This window comes from Rubrivirga halophila, from assembly GCF_046845755.1.
GTDB lineage: Bacteria > Bacteroidota > Rhodothermia > Rhodothermales > Rubricoccaceae > Rubrivirga.
The window spans coordinates 2,962,885-2,978,652 of record NZ_CP177357.1 but is presented as its reverse complement, the minus strand read 5'-3'; the positions used below and the strand labels follow the sequence as shown (position 1 = coordinate 2,978,652).

13 protein-coding genes are annotated in these 15,768 nt (G+C 73.2%); 7 read left to right on the top strand and 6 right to left on the bottom strand.

What is annotated here, in order from left to right; all coding sequences use genetic code 11:
- Nucleotides 1-96: 96 nt before the first annotated feature.
- The 6 genes from ACLIRP_RS13025 to ACLIRP_RS13000 form a co-directional block, all read right to left on the bottom strand.
- On the bottom strand, nt 97-1,494 hold the full coding sequence (locus tag ACLIRP_RS13025; RefSeq protein ID WP_412060894.1) for a DUF445 domain-containing protein: 1,398 nt from the start codon (nt 1,492-1,494) through the stop codon (nt 97-99).
- Between the two features lie 427 nt (nt 1,495-1,921).
- A complete protein-coding gene (locus ACLIRP_RS13020) occupies nt 1,922-2,476 on the bottom strand; it encodes an HDIG domain-containing metalloprotein (RefSeq protein WP_412060893.1) in 555 nt (184 codons plus the stop codon).
- A 90-nt stretch (nt 2,477-2,566) separates the two neighbouring features.
- Nucleotides 2,567-4,600 (bottom strand): prolyl oligopeptidase family serine peptidase, encoded by a 2,034-nt coding sequence (locus ACLIRP_RS13015; RefSeq protein WP_412060892.1) that lies wholly within the window; start codon nt 4,598-4,600, stop codon nt 2,567-2,569.
- A 326-nt stretch (nt 4,601-4,926) separates the two neighbouring features.
- Entirely contained in the window at nt 4,927-5,961 is a 1,035-nt protein-coding gene (locus ACLIRP_RS13010) for an MlaD family protein (RefSeq protein WP_412060891.1), read from the bottom strand.
- Between the two features lie 61 nt (nt 5,962-6,022).
- Entirely contained in the window at nt 6,023-6,778 is a 756-nt protein-coding gene (locus ACLIRP_RS13005) for an ABC transporter ATP-binding protein (RefSeq protein WP_412060890.1), read from the bottom strand.
- 65 nt (nt 6,779-6,843) lie between these two features.
- Complete coding sequence (locus ACLIRP_RS13000) at nt 6,844-7,641, bottom strand: MlaE family ABC transporter permease (protein WP_412060889.1); 798 nt, start codon at nt 7,639-7,641, stop codon at nt 6,844-6,846.
- A 162-nt stretch (nt 7,642-7,803) separates the two neighbouring features.
- Here ACLIRP_RS13000 and radA point away from each other — a divergent pair, with 162 nt between their 5' ends.
- The 7 genes from radA (at nt 7,804) to ACLIRP_RS12965 (ending at nt 15,660) form a co-directional block, all read left to right on the top strand.
- The gene (gene radA / locus ACLIRP_RS12995; RefSeq protein ID WP_412060888.1) at nt 7,804-9,207 is read left to right on the top strand and encodes a DNA repair protein RadA; all 1,404 of its coding nucleotides are present in this window, start codon (nt 7,804-7,806) and stop codon (nt 9,205-9,207) included.
- A gap of 489 nt (nt 9,208-9,696) precedes the next feature.
- Complete coding sequence (locus ACLIRP_RS12990) at nt 9,697-10,545, top strand: O-methyltransferase (protein ID WP_412060887.1); 849 nt, start codon at nt 9,697-9,699, stop codon at nt 10,543-10,545.
- Between the two features lie 2 nt (nt 10,546-10,547).
- Complete coding sequence (locus ACLIRP_RS12985) at nt 10,548-11,192, top strand: RNA polymerase sigma factor (protein WP_412060886.1); 645 nt, start codon at nt 10,548-10,550, stop codon at nt 11,190-11,192.
- A 64-nt stretch (nt 11,193-11,256) separates the two neighbouring features.
- The gene (locus ACLIRP_RS12980; protein ID WP_412060885.1) at nt 11,257-12,816 is read left to right on the top strand and encodes a hypothetical protein; all 1,560 of its coding nucleotides are present in this window, start codon (nt 11,257-11,259) and stop codon (nt 12,814-12,816) included.
- Nucleotides 12,813-13,514, top strand: a complete 702-nt coding sequence (locus ACLIRP_RS12975; RefSeq protein WP_412060884.1) for a hypothetical protein — start codon at nt 12,813-12,815, stop codon at nt 13,512-13,514. The genes ACLIRP_RS12980 and ACLIRP_RS12975 overlap by 4 nt, the downstream gene beginning before the upstream one ends.
- Before the next feature lie 300 nt (nt 13,515-13,814).
- Nucleotides 13,815-15,083 carry an N-acetylmuramoyl-L-alanine amidase family protein gene (locus ACLIRP_RS12970; protein ID WP_412060883.1) on the top strand — a complete coding sequence of 423 codons (1,269 nt, stop codon included), beginning with the start codon at nt 13,815-13,817 and terminating at the stop codon, nt 15,081-15,083.
- Between the two features lie 58 nt (nt 15,084-15,141).
- Nucleotides 15,142-15,660: an adenine phosphoribosyltransferase gene (locus ACLIRP_RS12965; protein WP_412060882.1), complete on the top strand. Its 519-nt coding sequence runs from the start codon at nt 15,142-15,144 to the stop codon at nt 15,658-15,660.
- Nucleotides 15,661-15,768: the final 108 nt, after the last annotated feature.

Here is a 15,768-nt window from a genome sequence, read left to right as displayed (position 1 = left end):
CTCGCAGCACGGACCTTAAGAGGGGTGATGAGAGTTTCTTTCTGATCACCAATTGTGCGTCACTCAGGCCACGGTCGCGAGCGCCGCCGCCGGCCGCTACGTCCTCCGGGCCCGCACGAGCGCCTCGTCCACGCCCCACAGCAGCAGCGACAGGCTCGCCAAGACGGCCAGCGCCCCGATCGGCTGCCAGATCACGAACCCGCCGACCACGCCCAGGATCGCGCCGAGGTACTTGATGTAGTTGAGCTGCTCGTTCGAGGTCGACTTCAGGAGCCCCTCGAGCTGGCCCTCGTCGAACTGGCGCGCGCGCTCCGAGATCATCGTCCGCACGTCGAACCCCTCCACGAACGAGAGCACGGCCGTCGTGGCGGCCTCCTCGATCTCGTCGGCGCGGGCCTCCACCTTGGCCGGGACGGCGTCGAGCGCGTGGTCGATCCGGTCGAGCAGCGGGACCACGGCGTCCGGCAGCTCGTCGAGCGCCCGGTCGACCCGGCGCTGGAAGTCGTCCTCGGCGAACGTCCGGTACAGCCGCAGCGCGACGCCGCCGAGCCCGCCGCCCGCCTGCTGCTCCACCTTGTCGACCGCCAGCCGCGCCACCTCGCGGCGGACGGGCTCCGAGCCGAGCACCTCCTGGGCGTAGTCCCGGGCGAGCGTCTTGAGGTCGGTCCGGAACGCCGGGTCCTCGACGACCCCGCGCACCACGCCGAGGGCCAGGTCGCGGTACCGCCCGATCACGCCCGAGGCCTGGATCCGCTGCTTGATGATGTCGGCGTTGATGAGCTCGCGGCTGATCGCCTCCGACAGCCGGTAGATCACGCGCTCGCGCTGGGCCGGGATCAGGCCCTGGGGGATGATCGCCCGCTTCTCGCGCGGCTGGAACAGCATGGTGATCGCCAGCCAGTTCGTCCCGAACCCGATGAGCCCGCTGACCGTCAGCACCCGCATCAACCCGTCGAGCGCGAGGTCCGCGCCGAGCACGCCGACGCTCATCCCGGGGAAGTCCCACCAGAAGCTGGCGACGAACAGCGCCGCCAGACCGTACGGGATCACGCGCAGAAAGGGGATCAGCTGGCCCACGCGGCCCACCATCCGGGGCGGCCCGGTGTCGGGCACGGGCTCGCGCGGCGTCTCGGGGGGCAGGTGGTCTTTGCCGTAGCGGACGACGAGTTGCACCAGCTCGCGGCCCCGGTCCTTCGTCACGCTCTTGGCCGTCTCCACGACCGGCGACGGCACCAGCGGTCCGGCCACCGGGTCGACGGTCTCCGTCGGGGGGGCGCCCGCGTCCAGCGCGTCGCCGGGCTCCTGTGGCGTCGTCGGCGGCGTCGGGTCGGGGCGCGCGGGCGGGTCGGGGCGCCGGGTCGGCGCCTCGCCGGGCTCGGTGGGCGGGGCCGGGACGGGCGCGCGCGGGGCGTCGGGGGTGGTGGTGGGCGCGTCGCCGGGCGGGGGCGTCGCAGAGCCGCCCGGGGGCCCCACGGAGCCGTCCGGATCTGCCACAATGCCGTCCGGGGCTCCCACAGGGTCAATCGGGGCCCTCACAGGGTCGACCGGGGCTCCCATCATGCCATCTGGGTGACCCATGCTGCTGTCCAGGTCGGGCGGCGTGCCTACCACAGGCTTCGGCCCCTCACCCTGTCCCTCTCCCGGGGGGAGAGGGGACGCCGTACCCCCGCTTACGTTTGCCCGGCTGGCGGTCCCCGGTCCCCGGCCCTCCGTCCCCGTCGTCTGCGGTCCGTCGTCCGTGGTCTCCGGCTCCGCCAGCGGCGGCGGGTCGGGCAGGGCGAACGGGTCGGGCGCGTCGTCCGTCGGCGCGTCGTCGGCGAGCGCGTCGAGGTCGGGGAGGCCCGGGACGGGGACGTAGCGGCGGGGGCCGGAGGGGCGGTCGTCGGGCATCGGTGCGGAGGGGGGACGGGAGACGGGGCTCCTACGCCAGACCCAGGCGCGAGGCTTCACGCGTCATCCCGTCGATCACGATCTGGATCAGCTCGTCCAGCTCGACGCCCAGCTCCTCGGACCCTTGGCGGATGTCGTCGCGGGAGACGGCGGCGGCGAACTTTTTGTCCTTGAGCTTCTTTTTGACCGACCGCGGCGTCATCCCCTCCATTCCGCCGGGCCGGACGTGCGCGACCGCCGTCACGAAGCCCGCCAGCTCGTCGACGGCGAAGAGGGCCTTCGCCATCTCGCTCTCACGCGCCACGCCGACGCGCGGGACGTGGCCCAGAATCGCCGTCCGGATCTCCTCGTCGTAGCCCCGCCGCTCCAGCTCCTCGACCCCGATGTGGGGGTGGCGGTCGGCCTCGGGGTAGCGCTCGTAGTCGAGGTCGTGGAGCAGCCCCGCCATCCGCCAGCGCTCGACGTCGGCGCCGCGCCGGCGCGCGAGCTCGCCCATCGCCGCCTCGACGGCCACGCCGTGCCGCCGCAGGCTGTCGCCGACGGTCCAGTCGTGAAAGAGGGCGAGGGCGTCGTCGTACGAGGGCATGGGGTCAGAGGGGAGGCGGGGACGCAAAGAGGAGACGTGGCGGCGTGGGGGTGGGCGTCATAGAGTGGGGAAGAGACTCCCTCTTCTCCTCTACTCCCCGGCCCGCGCCGCGAGCCCCGGCCCGCCGTAGCGCTCGAACCAGGCCAGGATGTAGCCCACCTTGCGCATGAGGCCCGACGGCCGCGAGGCGATGCCGTGGCTGGCGCCCGGCACGCGGACGAGCGCCGTCGGCACGCCCTCCAGCTGGAGCGCCTGGTAGTACTGCTCCGACTCCGACATCGGCGTCCGCGTGTCGGCCTCGCCGGTCAGCAGCATCGTCGGCGTGGTCACGTTCCCGACGTAGGCGAGGGGCGAGCGCGCCCAGTAGCCCTCGGGGTCCTCCCAGGGGAGCGTGTCGAACCAGTACTTGGCGCCGAACACGTACGAGTCCGCCGTCCCGATCCAGCTCGTCCAGTTGATGACGGGCTTGGCGACGACGGCCGCCGCGAACCGGTCGGTGTGGCCGACGATCCAGGCCGTCAGCACGCCGCCGCCCGAGCCGCCGGTGACGTAGAGCCGGTCGGGGTCGACGTAGCCGCGCGCGACGACGGCGTCGACGCCGCTCATCAGGTCGTCGTAGTCCTGGCTCGGGTACGCGTGGTGGATGAGGTTGCCGAAGTCCTCGCCGTAGCTCGTCGAGCCGCGGGGGTTCGTGTACAAGACGACGTACCCGGCCGCGGCCATCAGCTGGACCTCCATCGCGAAGCGCGGGCCGTAGTTGGCGAACGGCCCGCCGTGGATTTCGAGGATGAGCGGGTACTGGCGCGACGGGTCGAACCCGGGCGGCGTCACGATCCACCCCTCGATCTCGCGGCCGTCCGCGCTCGACGTGTAGGTGATCTCCTCGACCGCACCGAGCGTCCGCTGCGAGAACAGGTCCTCGTTCAGATTCGTGAGTCGCCGCACCGTGCCGCCGTCGAGCGAGACCACGGCCACGTCCGCCGGGTGCGCGCCCGAGGTCAGCGTGAACGCCGCGCGCCCGCCGCCGACCGAGAACGAGCCGCCGCCGTACGGCCGCCCGATCGACTGCCCGCCCACGTCCGAGGCGATCACGCGCAGCTCGCCCCGGTCGGTCACGACGGCAAGGCGCGTCGTCCCGCCGTCGTCGTACGCGACCACCAGGTCGGAGTCGGCCGTCCACGTCGGGTCCTGGAGGTCGCGGTCGAGCGCCGGGAGCAGCCGCTCCGTGTCCTCCCCGTCGCGGACGTAGAGGTTGGTGAGCTGGTAGCCCAGGCGGCGGTCGTCGGAGCCGAGGTACGCGATCGCGCCGTCGGGCCCGACGGCCGGGGTCCGGTCGGCGCCGACGCGCGAGGTGAGCGCCGTCATCCGGCCGCTGGCGAGGTCGATGCGCCACAGCTCGGAGTCGCCGGGGTCGCGCTCGGCGCCGTCGCGGCGGTCCGAGGAGACCACGAGGGCCGCGCCGTCGGGCGTCCACGCCGGCGTCCCGTCGACGTCGTACGGCCCGTCGGTGAGGGCGCGCGGCGTGCCGCCCTCGGCCGAGACCACGAACAGCTGGCGGCTCCCGGGCTTGACGTAGCCCGACCCGTCGTTGCGCCAGCCGACGGCCTCGACCTCGATGGGCGCGTCCGCCCACTCGGCGCCCGCGGGCGGCCCGGGCAGCGTCGCGAGCGGCGTCCTCGTGCCCTCGACAAAGCGCGTGAACGCGAGGTGCCGCCCGTCGGGCGACCACGCCACGCCGCCGGGCGCCGACGCCAGCCGGGCGACCGGGACAGTCACCCCCGAGGCGAGGTAGCGGACCATGAGGTGCCGCCTGTCTTCATCGGTGTCCGTGGCGACGTACGCCAGCCGCGTCCCGTCGGGCGACCACCGCGGGCCGCTGGCGTCGACGCCCGTCACGAGCGGCTGGTGGCCGGTCCCGTCGGCGTTCACCATCCACAGGTCGCCGCGCACGCGGTCGGTCTGGATGTCGAGCCGGTTGCGGCGGTAGACGACGGTCTCGCCGTCGGGCGCGATCTGCGGGTCCGAGGCGTACTCGAGCTCGAACACGTCCATGAGCCCGAGCGGCGGCGGGCTCTGGGCGCTGGCGGTGGCGGCGAGGAGGAGGAGGGCGAGAGCGAGGCGCATGGCGCGAGCAGGGGTGGGGTCCGCAAGGGTACCGCTGGCGTCGGGTCGTTTGCACGCTGGCGCGGGCCGCTTGCGGTTCGGTGGTCTGATGCCTCCACGCTCGGCAGACCCCCCGCCAGCGATGCCATCGCTTCGGCTTCGCCTCCGCTCAAGGCACCCCCGGCTATCCCCCTTGGCAAGGGGGACAACCCGAAGGGTCGGCGGAGCCAGGTCGTGTGGCGTCCTACCCTTCGAGCGAGAGCGCTCGGGTGCGGGCGCCAGCCCCACCAGCGTCGCGCCACGCGAACGGGGAGTGCGGGCTCGCGCCAGCGTCCTGTGTCCGCTCTCTAAAACACCTTGACCACGCCGTCGAGCTCGCCGAGGTAGCGGCCCGGGTCGGCCTGGAGGTCCTGCAGAATCTGCTGGATGGAGGCGGCCGTCGAGTTCAGGTTGTAGTACAGCGACGGGTCGTTGAGCAGCAGCCCCATCGTGCCGTTCGGCGAGTTGAGCGTCGAGTCGAGGTCGGCCGTCAGCGAGGTCAGCGTCCGGGTCAGCGCCGTCAGCTGGACGAGCTGCTGGTCGGCCCGGCGCAACGCCGACGACAGGTTGTTGACAGCCGCCGTGACCGAGTCCGCGTTCGTCTCCGCCAGCAGGCGGACCGTCCCCGAGGTGGCCACGACGTCGTTGCCGACGACGATCGAGAGGTCTTCGACGTTGCGGCCGACGCGGTCCGAGACGCCGCTGGCGTTCCGGGCGGCGTCCTCGAGCGACGCCAGCGTCCGGTCGATCCGGCCCTGCTCCTCGGTCACCAGCTTGACGCTCGCCTGCGACAGGAAGCGGAGCTGCGCCAGCAGGCTCTCGATGTCGCCGCCCGAGTTCTGCAGGATCCGGTCGAGCGTCGTGAACGTGTTGACGGCGCCGATAAGGGCGGTGTCCGCGCGGGCCGTCAGCGAGTTGGACTCGCCCGCGATCAGGTCGAAGATGTCAGGTGTGGTCGACGCGATGAGCGTGTCGCCGGCTGCCAGCGGGCGGCCCGCGCCGGCGCCCTGGGGCGGCGTGATCTCGATGTTGACCTCGCCGAGCGCGCTGATCCCGGACGTCTGCACCGTCGACCCGCGCGGGATCTCGACGTCGCCGTCGATGGAGAGGTCCACGAACACGCGCCGCGCGTCGGCCCCCAGGCGCACGTCGCGCACGTCGCCGACGCGGACGCCGTTGAGCCGCACGAGCGCGCCCGGCGCCAGCCCCTGGGCGTCCTCGAACACCACCACGACGGTGTAGCCCGCCCCGAACAGCGGCTGGCCCGAGAGGAACCGGACGCCAAAGAAGATGAAGGCGGCCGAGAGCAGCACGGCCAGGCCGACCTTGAGTTCGTTGGTCATAGAAATGGGAAAAGAGTCGAGGCGAGGGGCGAAGGGCTCATCACCCCTCCCCCATCACCCATTACGCGGTCTGCGACGGGACGCCGATCTTGTACTCGTTGGCGCGGACGAAGGCGACGAGCGCCGGGTCGGTGGCGTGGTGGAGGTCCGAGACGGTCCCGGTCCAGCGGATCGTGCCCTCGTGGACGAAGGCGACGCGGTCGGCGATCGACAGGACCGAGTGCATGTCGTGCGTGACGACGATGCTGGTCGTGCCCATCGTGGAGCCGAGCCGCTGGATCAGCTCGTCGATCGTGTTCGAGGTCTCGGGGTCCAGGCCCGAGGTCGGCTCGTCGTACAGGATGTACTTGGGCTCGATGGCGATGGCGCGCGCGAGCGCGACGCGCTTTTGCTGGCCGCCCGACAGCTCGGCGGGCTTTTTGGGGCCGGCGTCCGGCAGCTCGACGAGCTCCAGACACTCGCTCGCTCGCGCCGTCACCTCGGCGGGCGTCAGCTCGGTGAACGTGCGCAGGGGGAACTCGACGTTCTCGCGCGCCGACATCGAGTCGAACAGGGCGCCGCCCTGGAAGAGCACGCCGAACTTGCGGCGGACCTGTCGGAGCTCCGAGTACGTCAACTCGTCGAGCGGGGCGCCGTCCACGACGACGCGGCCGGTGTCGGGTTTGAGGAGCCCGATCACGTGGCGCATCAGGACGCTCTTGCCCGAGCCGCTCCGCCCGATGATGCAGGTCACCTCCCCGTCGGGCACGTCGAGGTCGACGTCCCGCAGCACGGGGACGCCGTCGAAGGCCTTGGCGAGGTTGCGGATCTGGATCAAAACGGGTGATGGGCGATGAGCAAAGGGTGATGGGCAAGGGCTCATCACTCATTACCCTGTACTCATTACAAAAGAATGGCGGCGCAGATGTAGTCGGCGAAGAGGACCCAGACGCAGCCGAGCACGGCGGCGCGCGTGGTCGCCCGGCCGACGCCCTCGGCCCCGCCGCCGGCCTGGTAGCCGGTGTAGCAGGCGATGGACGTGATGACGAACCCGAAGACGAGCGACTTCACGAGCCCGAAGAACACGTCGTAGGGCCGGAAAAACAGCCGCGCGCCCTCCCAGAAGGTCTGCGTCGTCAGCACGCCCGAGGCCTCGGCGACGAGCGCCCCGACGCTCATCCCGACCGTTGCGGCGACGACGTAGAGCACGGGGAACATCAGGATCCCCGCCAGCACGCGCGGCACCACGAGGTAGCTCCGGCTGTTGAGCCCCATCGCCTCGAGCGCGTCGATCTGCTCCTTGACGCGCATCGTCCCGATCTCGGCCGCGATCCGCGCGCCGACGCGCCCGCACAGCACGAACGCGGTCACGAGCGTGCCCAGCTCGAGGAGGATCGACTGCTCGGCGAACGTGCCCACGATCGAGACGGGCAGGAGCGGGTTCTCGAGCTGGTAGATGGCCTGCACCACGACCACGCCGCCCGAGAACGCCGTCGCCAGCGCCACGATCGGGATCGAGTCGATGCCGACCTGGACCATCTGGGTCGCCAGGTTGCGCGCGTAGAGCGACGGGCGAAGGTCGCGCGGCAGGTTGAAAGCGCGCGCGAGGAGCACCCAGTACGCCCCGAAGCCGGCGAGCAGGTCCGACGGCACCCGCAGCAGGGACGCGAGCGCGGCGCGGGCAGGGGGGTGGACTTCCATGGGTGACGGACGGGTGGCAGTCGCCGACGCGACCTTACGCGGCGAACCTACGGGCGCCCAACGACGCCAGCCCGCGCCCGGTCCCCCGTCGCCGTTTCTCCACGGCCCCTTTTGGAATTGCGGGCGCCGGCCTCTCCCTCTCCGCACCTCGTACCTCTCCACATGGCCAAAGCGAAAACCCAGTACGTCTGCCAGGACTGCGGCCACACCACGCCGCGGTGGGCGGGGCAGTGCAGCGGGTGCCGCGAGTGGAACACCCTCGTCGAGGAGGCCGTGCCGAGCAAGGTCAAGGCGCCCGTGATGCGGGGCGGGCTCGGGGCCCAGCCCGGCGCCGGGAGCGCGCCCCGGATGGCGGGCGCGTACGGGACCGCCCGCCCTCAGCGCCTGCGCGACGTGACCGTCGCCGAGCGGCATCGGCTGGCGACGGGTCTGGGCGAGTTCGACCGCGTGCTCGGCGGCGGCGCGATGGTCGGGAGCCTCATCCTGGTCGCCGGCGACCCCGGCATCGGCAAGTCGACGCTGATGACGGAGCTGGGGCGCGGGCTCGACGGCAGCACGCTGCTCTACGTGACCGGCGAGGAGAGCGCCCAGCAGGTCAAGCTCCGCGCCCGGCGCATGGGCATCGACCCCGACGGCCTGTTCCTCTTTCCCGAGACGAACGTCGAGGCCATCCTGGCGGCGGCCTACGACCTGCAGCCCGACTTCATGGTCGTCGACTCGATCCAGACGGTCTACCGCCCGGACCTGACGTCCGCGCCTGGTTCGGTCGCCCAGGTGCGCGAGTCGACCGCCGCCCTCCTCGACGTCACGAAGACGCTGCCGACCACGACGTTCCTCATTGGCCACGTCACCAAGCAGGGCTCGATCGCCGGGCCGCGCGTCCTGGAGCACATGGTCGACACCGTCCTGCACTTCGAGGGCGACCGGCACCACGCGTACCGCATCCTGCGCGCGGTCAAGAACCGCTTTGGCGCGGCGAACGAGCTGGGCGTGTTCGAGATGCGCGAGGGCGGGCTCAAGGAGATCGGCAACCCGAGCGCGCTGTTCCTGAGCGAGCGCCAGTTCGGCACTTCTGGCTCGTCCGTCGTCTGCGCGATGGAGGGCACGCGGCCGCTCTTGGTCGAGGTCCAGGCGCTCGTCACGTCGTCGAGCTACGGGACCCCGCAGCGGACTACGACGGGCTTCGACGCCAAGCGGCTCCAGCTCCTGCTGGCGGTGTTGGAAAAGCGCGAGGGCCTACGGTTCTCGCAAGCGGACGTGTTCTTGAATGTGGCGGGTGGCGTGCGCCTGGAAGAGCCGGCCGTCGACCTGGGCGTGGCGCTCGCGGCGGCGTCGTCGTTGCGCGACGTGCCGCTCGACTCGGGGACCGTCGCGGTCGGCGAGCTCGGGCTGGGCGGCGAGGTCCGAGCGGTGAGCCGGATCGAGGCGCGGCTCGCGGAGATCCGCCAGCTCGGCTTCGAGCGGGCGCTGGTGCCGAAGGCCAACACGAAGGGGCTCAAGGTGCCCGACGGGCTCGAGATCCTGCCCGTCCGCAAGCTGTCGGAGGCGCTGGCGCTGGTGGCGTAGCGCCAGCGGGCGCGCCACGACGCCAAGCTGTTCGATGTCACGCCCCCCCCGAATACGTCATCCCGAGCGGCGCGAGGGACCTCCGCGAGACCCTCTCTCGCGACAACGGAAGGATGGGCCCGAGGGTCGTGCTGGCTGCGCCTTCCCTTCGGGGTGAGATCCCTCACATGCGTTGGCTGGCGCCTTCCCTACGGGTGCGGGATGACGCTGAGGGAGCGGTTAGCGGCGGCACCGAAAACAAAAAGACCCGGCCGCGCGAGGCGGTCCGGGTCTCGGGGGCGGGTCGAGCGGCGGTGGCGAGAGGGGAGGCGCGAGCGCCCGGGCCACCGTCCGCCCGCGAGAGAGGGGCCAGGGGAAGGGATCGGGGGTACCGGTCGGTACCCCGGCCGTTCCGAGGCGTCGCCCTGTCGGGGGATCCCGCAGGGCTCAGGGGGGAGCACCCCGGTACGGGGAGAGGCCGGTACCTTGCGGCCGTTCCCTGTGCCGCCCGTGTCTCACGCCCTCGCCGTCCTCCCGCTCCGCGCCGCGCTCGCGGCGGCCCGCGCCGCCCAGCCGCCGCTGCCCGGGCGGGCGGGGGAGGGGCTGGCGCGAGCGGCCCGGCTGCACCTAGAGAAGGACGAGCGCCCGGCCGAGGCGGCCATCGACGCGTTCCGCCTGCGGCTCCGGCGGTCGACGGAGACCGTCGAGGTGGTCGACTACGGCGCGGGGACGAAGGGCGGGAAGCCGCCCGAGCGGGCGGTCTCCGAGATCTACAAGCGCGCGGCGACGGGCCCGGCGTGGGGGCGCTTCCTGTTCGGGCTGGCGCGGGGGCTCCGCCCGGCCCACGTGCTCGAGCTGGGCACCAACCTGGGCATCGGCGCGGCGCACCTCGCGGCGGCGCTCGCGCTCAACGAGGGCGAGGGCGGACCGGAGGGGCAGCTGGTGACGCTGGAGGGCGCGCCCGCCCTCGCCGCCCGCGCCGCCGGCGCGCTGGCCCGGCTCGGCCACGGCGTCGGCGACGACGGCTGCCGCGTCCGCGTGGTCGTAGGCCCGTTCGCCGAGACGCTGCCCGAGGTGGCCGCCGGCGAGACGTGGGACTTGGTCTTTATCGACGGCCACCACGAGGCCGCCGCGGCGCTACGCTACCTCGACATCCTCCGCCCTCACCTCGCGCCCGGCGCCGTGGTGATCCTGGACGACGTCGAGCCCGGCCGGCCGGTCCGGGAGGCGTGGGAGGCCGTCAAGGAGTCGGGCCCCTCGTTCTACGCCGGGAAGTACGGGCTGTGGGTGGCCGAGGGAGCCCCGACGGCCGCCGCGCGTGAGACCGACCCCGCCCCGCCCCCCGCCGCCGCCGGCTGACCATGCCTCCTCCCACCGACGCCGAACTCGTCACGGCCTACCTCGACGAGGGGGACCAACGCGCGTTCTCCCAACTCCTCTCGCGCCACCAGGAGCGGATCTTCGGCTACCTCGTCGGGATGGTCCGCGACCGCGACGTGGCCAACGACCTCTTCCAGGAGACGCTGTTCCGCGCCATCCAGGCCATGCACCGGCGCCGGGGCTCGTACGAGAGCCAGGGCCGCTGGCTCGCGTGGACCATGCGGATCGCGCGCAACGCCGCGCTCGACTGGCTCCGCGCCAAGAAAAAGTTCACCGACGTCGACAAGTTCAGCAGCGAGGACGAGGGCGCCTCGTTCTGGGAGCGGCTGCCCGACGAGGCGCCCGACGCGGGCTCGCTGCTGGGCCGGGCGGATCTGTGGCAGGAGGTCGAGGCGGCCATCGACCAGCTCCCCCCGGAGCAGCGCGAGGTCGTGCTGATGCGGCACCAGTCCGAGCTGACCTTCCGCGAGATCGCCGAGCTCACGGGCGTCTCGATCAACACGGCGCTCGGAAGAATGCGCTACGCCTTGATCAACCTGCGCAAGATTCTCGACCCTGAGTGGTTCGAGGGCGTGTCGGCCGACGTGCCCGGTGCGCCGAAGCCGAAAGACCCGGCCTCCGCCTAGCTCCGCCGACCCTCCACACACGAGTTCGCCCATCGCCCCGTTCGCTAGGCCCGCCCCGCCACCCATGCCCGACGCCCTCCTCCCGATCCGCCACGTCTACGACGTGGAGCCCGCGCACGCGGCGCCATCGGGCGTGGAGTCGGCCGTGCTGGGCGAGATGCGGGACCTGCTGGCGACCGGCCCGACGCACGCCCCGAGCGACGCCGCCCTGTCGGCGGTGCTGGCCCGAGCCGCCGAGGCGACCGGGCTGCCGAGCCCGCCGCTGGAGGCGCGGTCGGCGGCGGAGGCCGCCCTCTTCGACCAGTCGCGGGCGGCGCTCGACCGCCTCCCGCGCTCGCGCCCTGAGCCCGAGGGCGTGGCCGCCGTCGAGGCGTTCGCCGCCCTCGCGCCCGCCCTCACCGCCCGCCAGTCGCCCAGCGCCGCCGCCGTGGCCGCCGTGCTGGCGCGCGCTGCCGAGCCCGCAGGAGAGCCGCTCACCGCCGACTCGCCCGTCGAGGCCGCCGTGCTCGACCAGTCGCTGGCGGCGCTCGATCAGTTGCCGCGCACTCGCCCCGAGGCCGAGACGCTCGCGGCCGTGCTCGCGTTCGCCGCCCAGCCCAGCGACCCGCTCGCGGCTGTGCGCGGCGTGTACCTCGGGGAGACGGCCGCCCCGTCGGTCGAGGGCAGGGTGCTCGAACAGTCGCGCGAGATCGTGGAGCGCGCCTTCGCGGCCCTTCCCCAGCCCCGCCCGACGGCCGACGCCGTGGCCGCCGTGCTGGCGCGCGCCGCCGAGCCGACCGACGCGACGGCGCTCGACGCCCGCTCGCCGATCGAGGTCGCCGTGCTCGCGCAGTCGCTGCTCGCGCTCGACCGGCTCCCACGTCCGCGCCCGGCGGCCGCGTCGCTCGACGCCGTCCGGCTGGCCGCGGCGACCGCCAGTGCCCCAGCCGCCGCGCCCGTCGCCGCCCCAGTGCCCGCGCCGCCGGCGACCGCGCCTGCCGTCCCGAACGCGTTCCTCCAGAACCGATTCGGCGCCTGGGCCGGTGGCGCCGCGCTCGTTCTCGCCGCGCTCGCCGCCGTCGTCGTTCTCCCCCAGGGTGGCCCCGCGGACGCCGAGACGACGGTCGTGGCCGCCGTCGCCGAGCCCGCCCCCGTGGTCGAGGAGGCCGCTCCGGCTCCGCCCGAGGCAGACGCTGCCGAGCCGGTCGCCGCCGACCCCCTTCCTCGCCCCTCCTCGGCGGGCACTGCCAGTGCCGCCTCCGGGCTGTTCGCCGCCGCCGAGCGCGTCGTGCCCCGCCCGGCTCCCGCGCCGCCGCCAGCCGCGCGCCCGGACGCCCGCGCGACGACGCCTCCGACCGCCTTTGCCGCCGCGTCAACCCCGTCCGCTCGTGCCGCCACGCCGCGCGCCGCCGGCGCCGCGCCGGTCCCCTCGTGGGAGGCGAGCGATGATGTCCGCGCCTTGTCGCTCCGCCTTCAGGACCTCGACGACGCCGACGCGCTCGCCTGGGACGCTGCGCCCGCCGAGGCCTTCGGCCGGCCGGCCGGCACCGTCCGCGGCGCCACGCTCGGCCTCCAGTCCGTCCGTGAGGGCGCCCCCGCACTGCCCCCCGCCCGCGCCCGCATCCGCCCCGACTCGCTCCGATGACCCGACTGCTCGCCGCCATCGCGCTGGCGCTCGTTTCCATCGCCGCTGGCGCTCAGACCGATGCCTCCGCCGAGACGGTCCACGTCTTCGAGGTCCGCGACGGGCACGTCTACCTCGACGGCCGCCACCTTGCCAATGCCGTCCCTCCTGGGCTCGATCTCACCGGGCTGATGACGGCTCCGCTCGAGTTCAGCGGCCCGATCCTGCCCGTGCTCGAAATCGACGGCACGGCCTACGTGCTCGAGGACGAGCGGCTGGTCCCGATGGACGAGTCGCGCCGCCCGGACCGGGGCGTGTACATCTTGGGCGACGCGGTCGCGGCGGCCCCGGAGGCCGTCGTGGAGATGGCCCCGGAAGCGGTCACGCCGATCGTCGAGGCGGCGTACATGCGCGAGGTGGCGACGCGCAACGGGCCGCTCTTCGAGCAGATGCAGCGCGAGCAGGCCGCCGAAGCTGAGGTCAACGACCTCGCCGCACGCGTCCGGGCCCTACCGCTCGGCGCCGAGCGCGCCCGGCTCCGCGCCCAGCTCCGGGGCGCCATCTCGGAGCTGCTCGCTTTCAAGCACGAGACGCGCGACCAGGAGATCGCCGAGGCCGAGGAGCGCCTCGCGAACGCCCGCCGCGCCCTCGACGCCCGCCGCACCTACCACGACGACATCGTGGACCTCCGCCTGCGCGAGCTGGTCGGCGACGAATAGCCGCCGGCGTCGGGGCACGACAGAGACCCACGGGCGCGGTGCACACGGCGCCGGGCGCGATAGTTATCCACACGCGGTAGGGGGAGACCCCCAGTTTGGAAGGCACTTCTGAAATCGCTTGAAGTGAGGGGGGGCAGATCCGTACGTTCGCGTTGGTCCCCCCGACTCCACCGCGCCTTCTGGGAATGGAGGCGTTCCGCCGAGCGCCGCTGTTTCGCGCGGGCCCGTCGGGGACGACATAGAAGGATGGTGAGCGCTCCCTAACCCGGGGGCGTCCGCCTCCCCTGGCCCCCGTCCCCCATGCTCCGCTTCGCTCTCGCTGTTTTTCTGCTGGTGGCCGTGCCCCCCGCGTCTGCCGACGTGCCCCCCGTGCCGGGCGCGCGCATCGACGTCGAACGCGTGTCCTTCGACCAGCGCGAGGGCGGGCTGGTGGCCCGCGTCCAGACGTCGGACCGCGTCCGGGCCTACAGCATCGACCAGGCCGACGGCGCGTTGACGCTCGTGTTGTACCGGGCGCAGTTGGCGCCCGCCGTCGCGCAGGCGAGTTCTGTGTGGCCCGTCCGCGGCTACCGCCTGGGCGCCGACGCCGACAAGGTCACGGTCCGGTTCGAGGTCGACGAGGGCGTGAGCGTGCGCGCGTACCCCGACCGCGACAGCGACGACTTGCTGGTGTCGTTCTCTGCGGCCCCCCAGCCCCGGCGAACCCAGTGGGGAGGCGGCGTCGCGAGTGAGTCGGTTGCCAGCGAGCCCGTCGTCCGCGAGCCCGTGGCCGAGCGCCCGGCCCCGACGCCTCGCCGCGCTGTGCCGGCCGAGGACGTGGCGCCGACGCCGCCGGCCGCGCCCGGCCCCATCGACGCGGCGGGCGCCGAGCACTGGCGCCTCGACACGATCGTCCTCGACGCCGGCCACGGCGGCCACGACGCCGGCGGCGTCGGCATCGGGACGACCGACCGCGACGTGGCCTTCGCCGTCGTCCGCGCCCTGGGCCCGATGATCGAGCGCGAGCTCGGCGTCAATGTCGTCTACACGCGCGACACCGACACGTTCGTGGAGGTCCGCGACCGGGGCCGGATCGCCAACCAGGAGGGCGGCAAGCTCTTCATCTCGGTCCACGGGAATGCCGGGCCGTCGTCGGCCTACGGCACGGAGACGTTCTTCCTGGCCCCGCGCGGCTCGGCCCGCGCCAGCGAGGTCATGAAGCGCGAGAACGCCGTGATCGAGCTCGAGAGCGACCCCAGCTACTACGCCGACTTCGCCGACGGCGGCGACATCCTGCGGTCGCTCGCGATGAGCGCGTACCAGGAGGAGAGCCAGCACCTCGCGACGCTGATCGAGGGCGAGTTCGTCCGCGCCGGGCGCCGGAGCCGGGGCGTCAAGCAGGACAACTTCATGGTGCTCTGGGCGGCCTCGATGCCGGCCGTCCTGGTCGAGGTCGGGTTCGTGACGAACCCGGACGAGGCGCGGCTGCTGTCGTCGCGGGCGGGCATCGAGCAGACGGCCCGGGCCCTCTTCAACGCCGTCCGCGCCTACAAGGAGTCGTACGAGCGCGGCCTGCGCGCGGCCCAGTAGCGAGCGCTCGGTGGCGGGACGTGGCGACCTTGCGGGTCTCGACTCCCCCCGCACCGCTGTGTCCGACCTCGCCGCTGCCCTCCGCACTGTCCCCGACTTCCCGTCGCCGGGGATCCAGTTCAAGGACCTGACGCCGATCCTGGCCGACCCGGGCCTGTTCGAGGAGTTGCTGACGGCGCTCGCGGCGCCGTGGGACGGGGCGGGCGTCACGCACGTGGTCGGGATTGAGGCGCGCGGGTACTGGTTTGGCGCGGCGCTGGCGGCCCGCTTGGGGGCTGGCTTCCTGCCCGCCCGCAAGCCCGGCAAGCTGCCCGGCGCGACGCTGCGCGAGACCTACGCGCTCGAGTACGGCGAGGACGCCATCGAACTCCACGCCGACGACCTCCCCGCGGGCGCCCACGTGCTCGTCCACGACGACGTGATCGCGACGGGCGGGACGGCCGCCGCCGCGTGCCGGCTCGTCGAGGCGGCCGGGGCGAGCGTCGCGGGCGTGTCGTTCGCCGTCGAGATCGCGTTCTTGAACGGCCGCCAGCAGTTGCCAGACGGCGTGCCCGTCGAGGCGGCGATCGTCGTGTAGAGGCTCGCTCTGGCTACTGTCGACCTTCGGTTCGCGGAATTGGGAATTGGGGGAATGCAGCGCGCTTCTCGTTTCACGCGGCGTGGTTGAAGCTGGCGACGCATATTC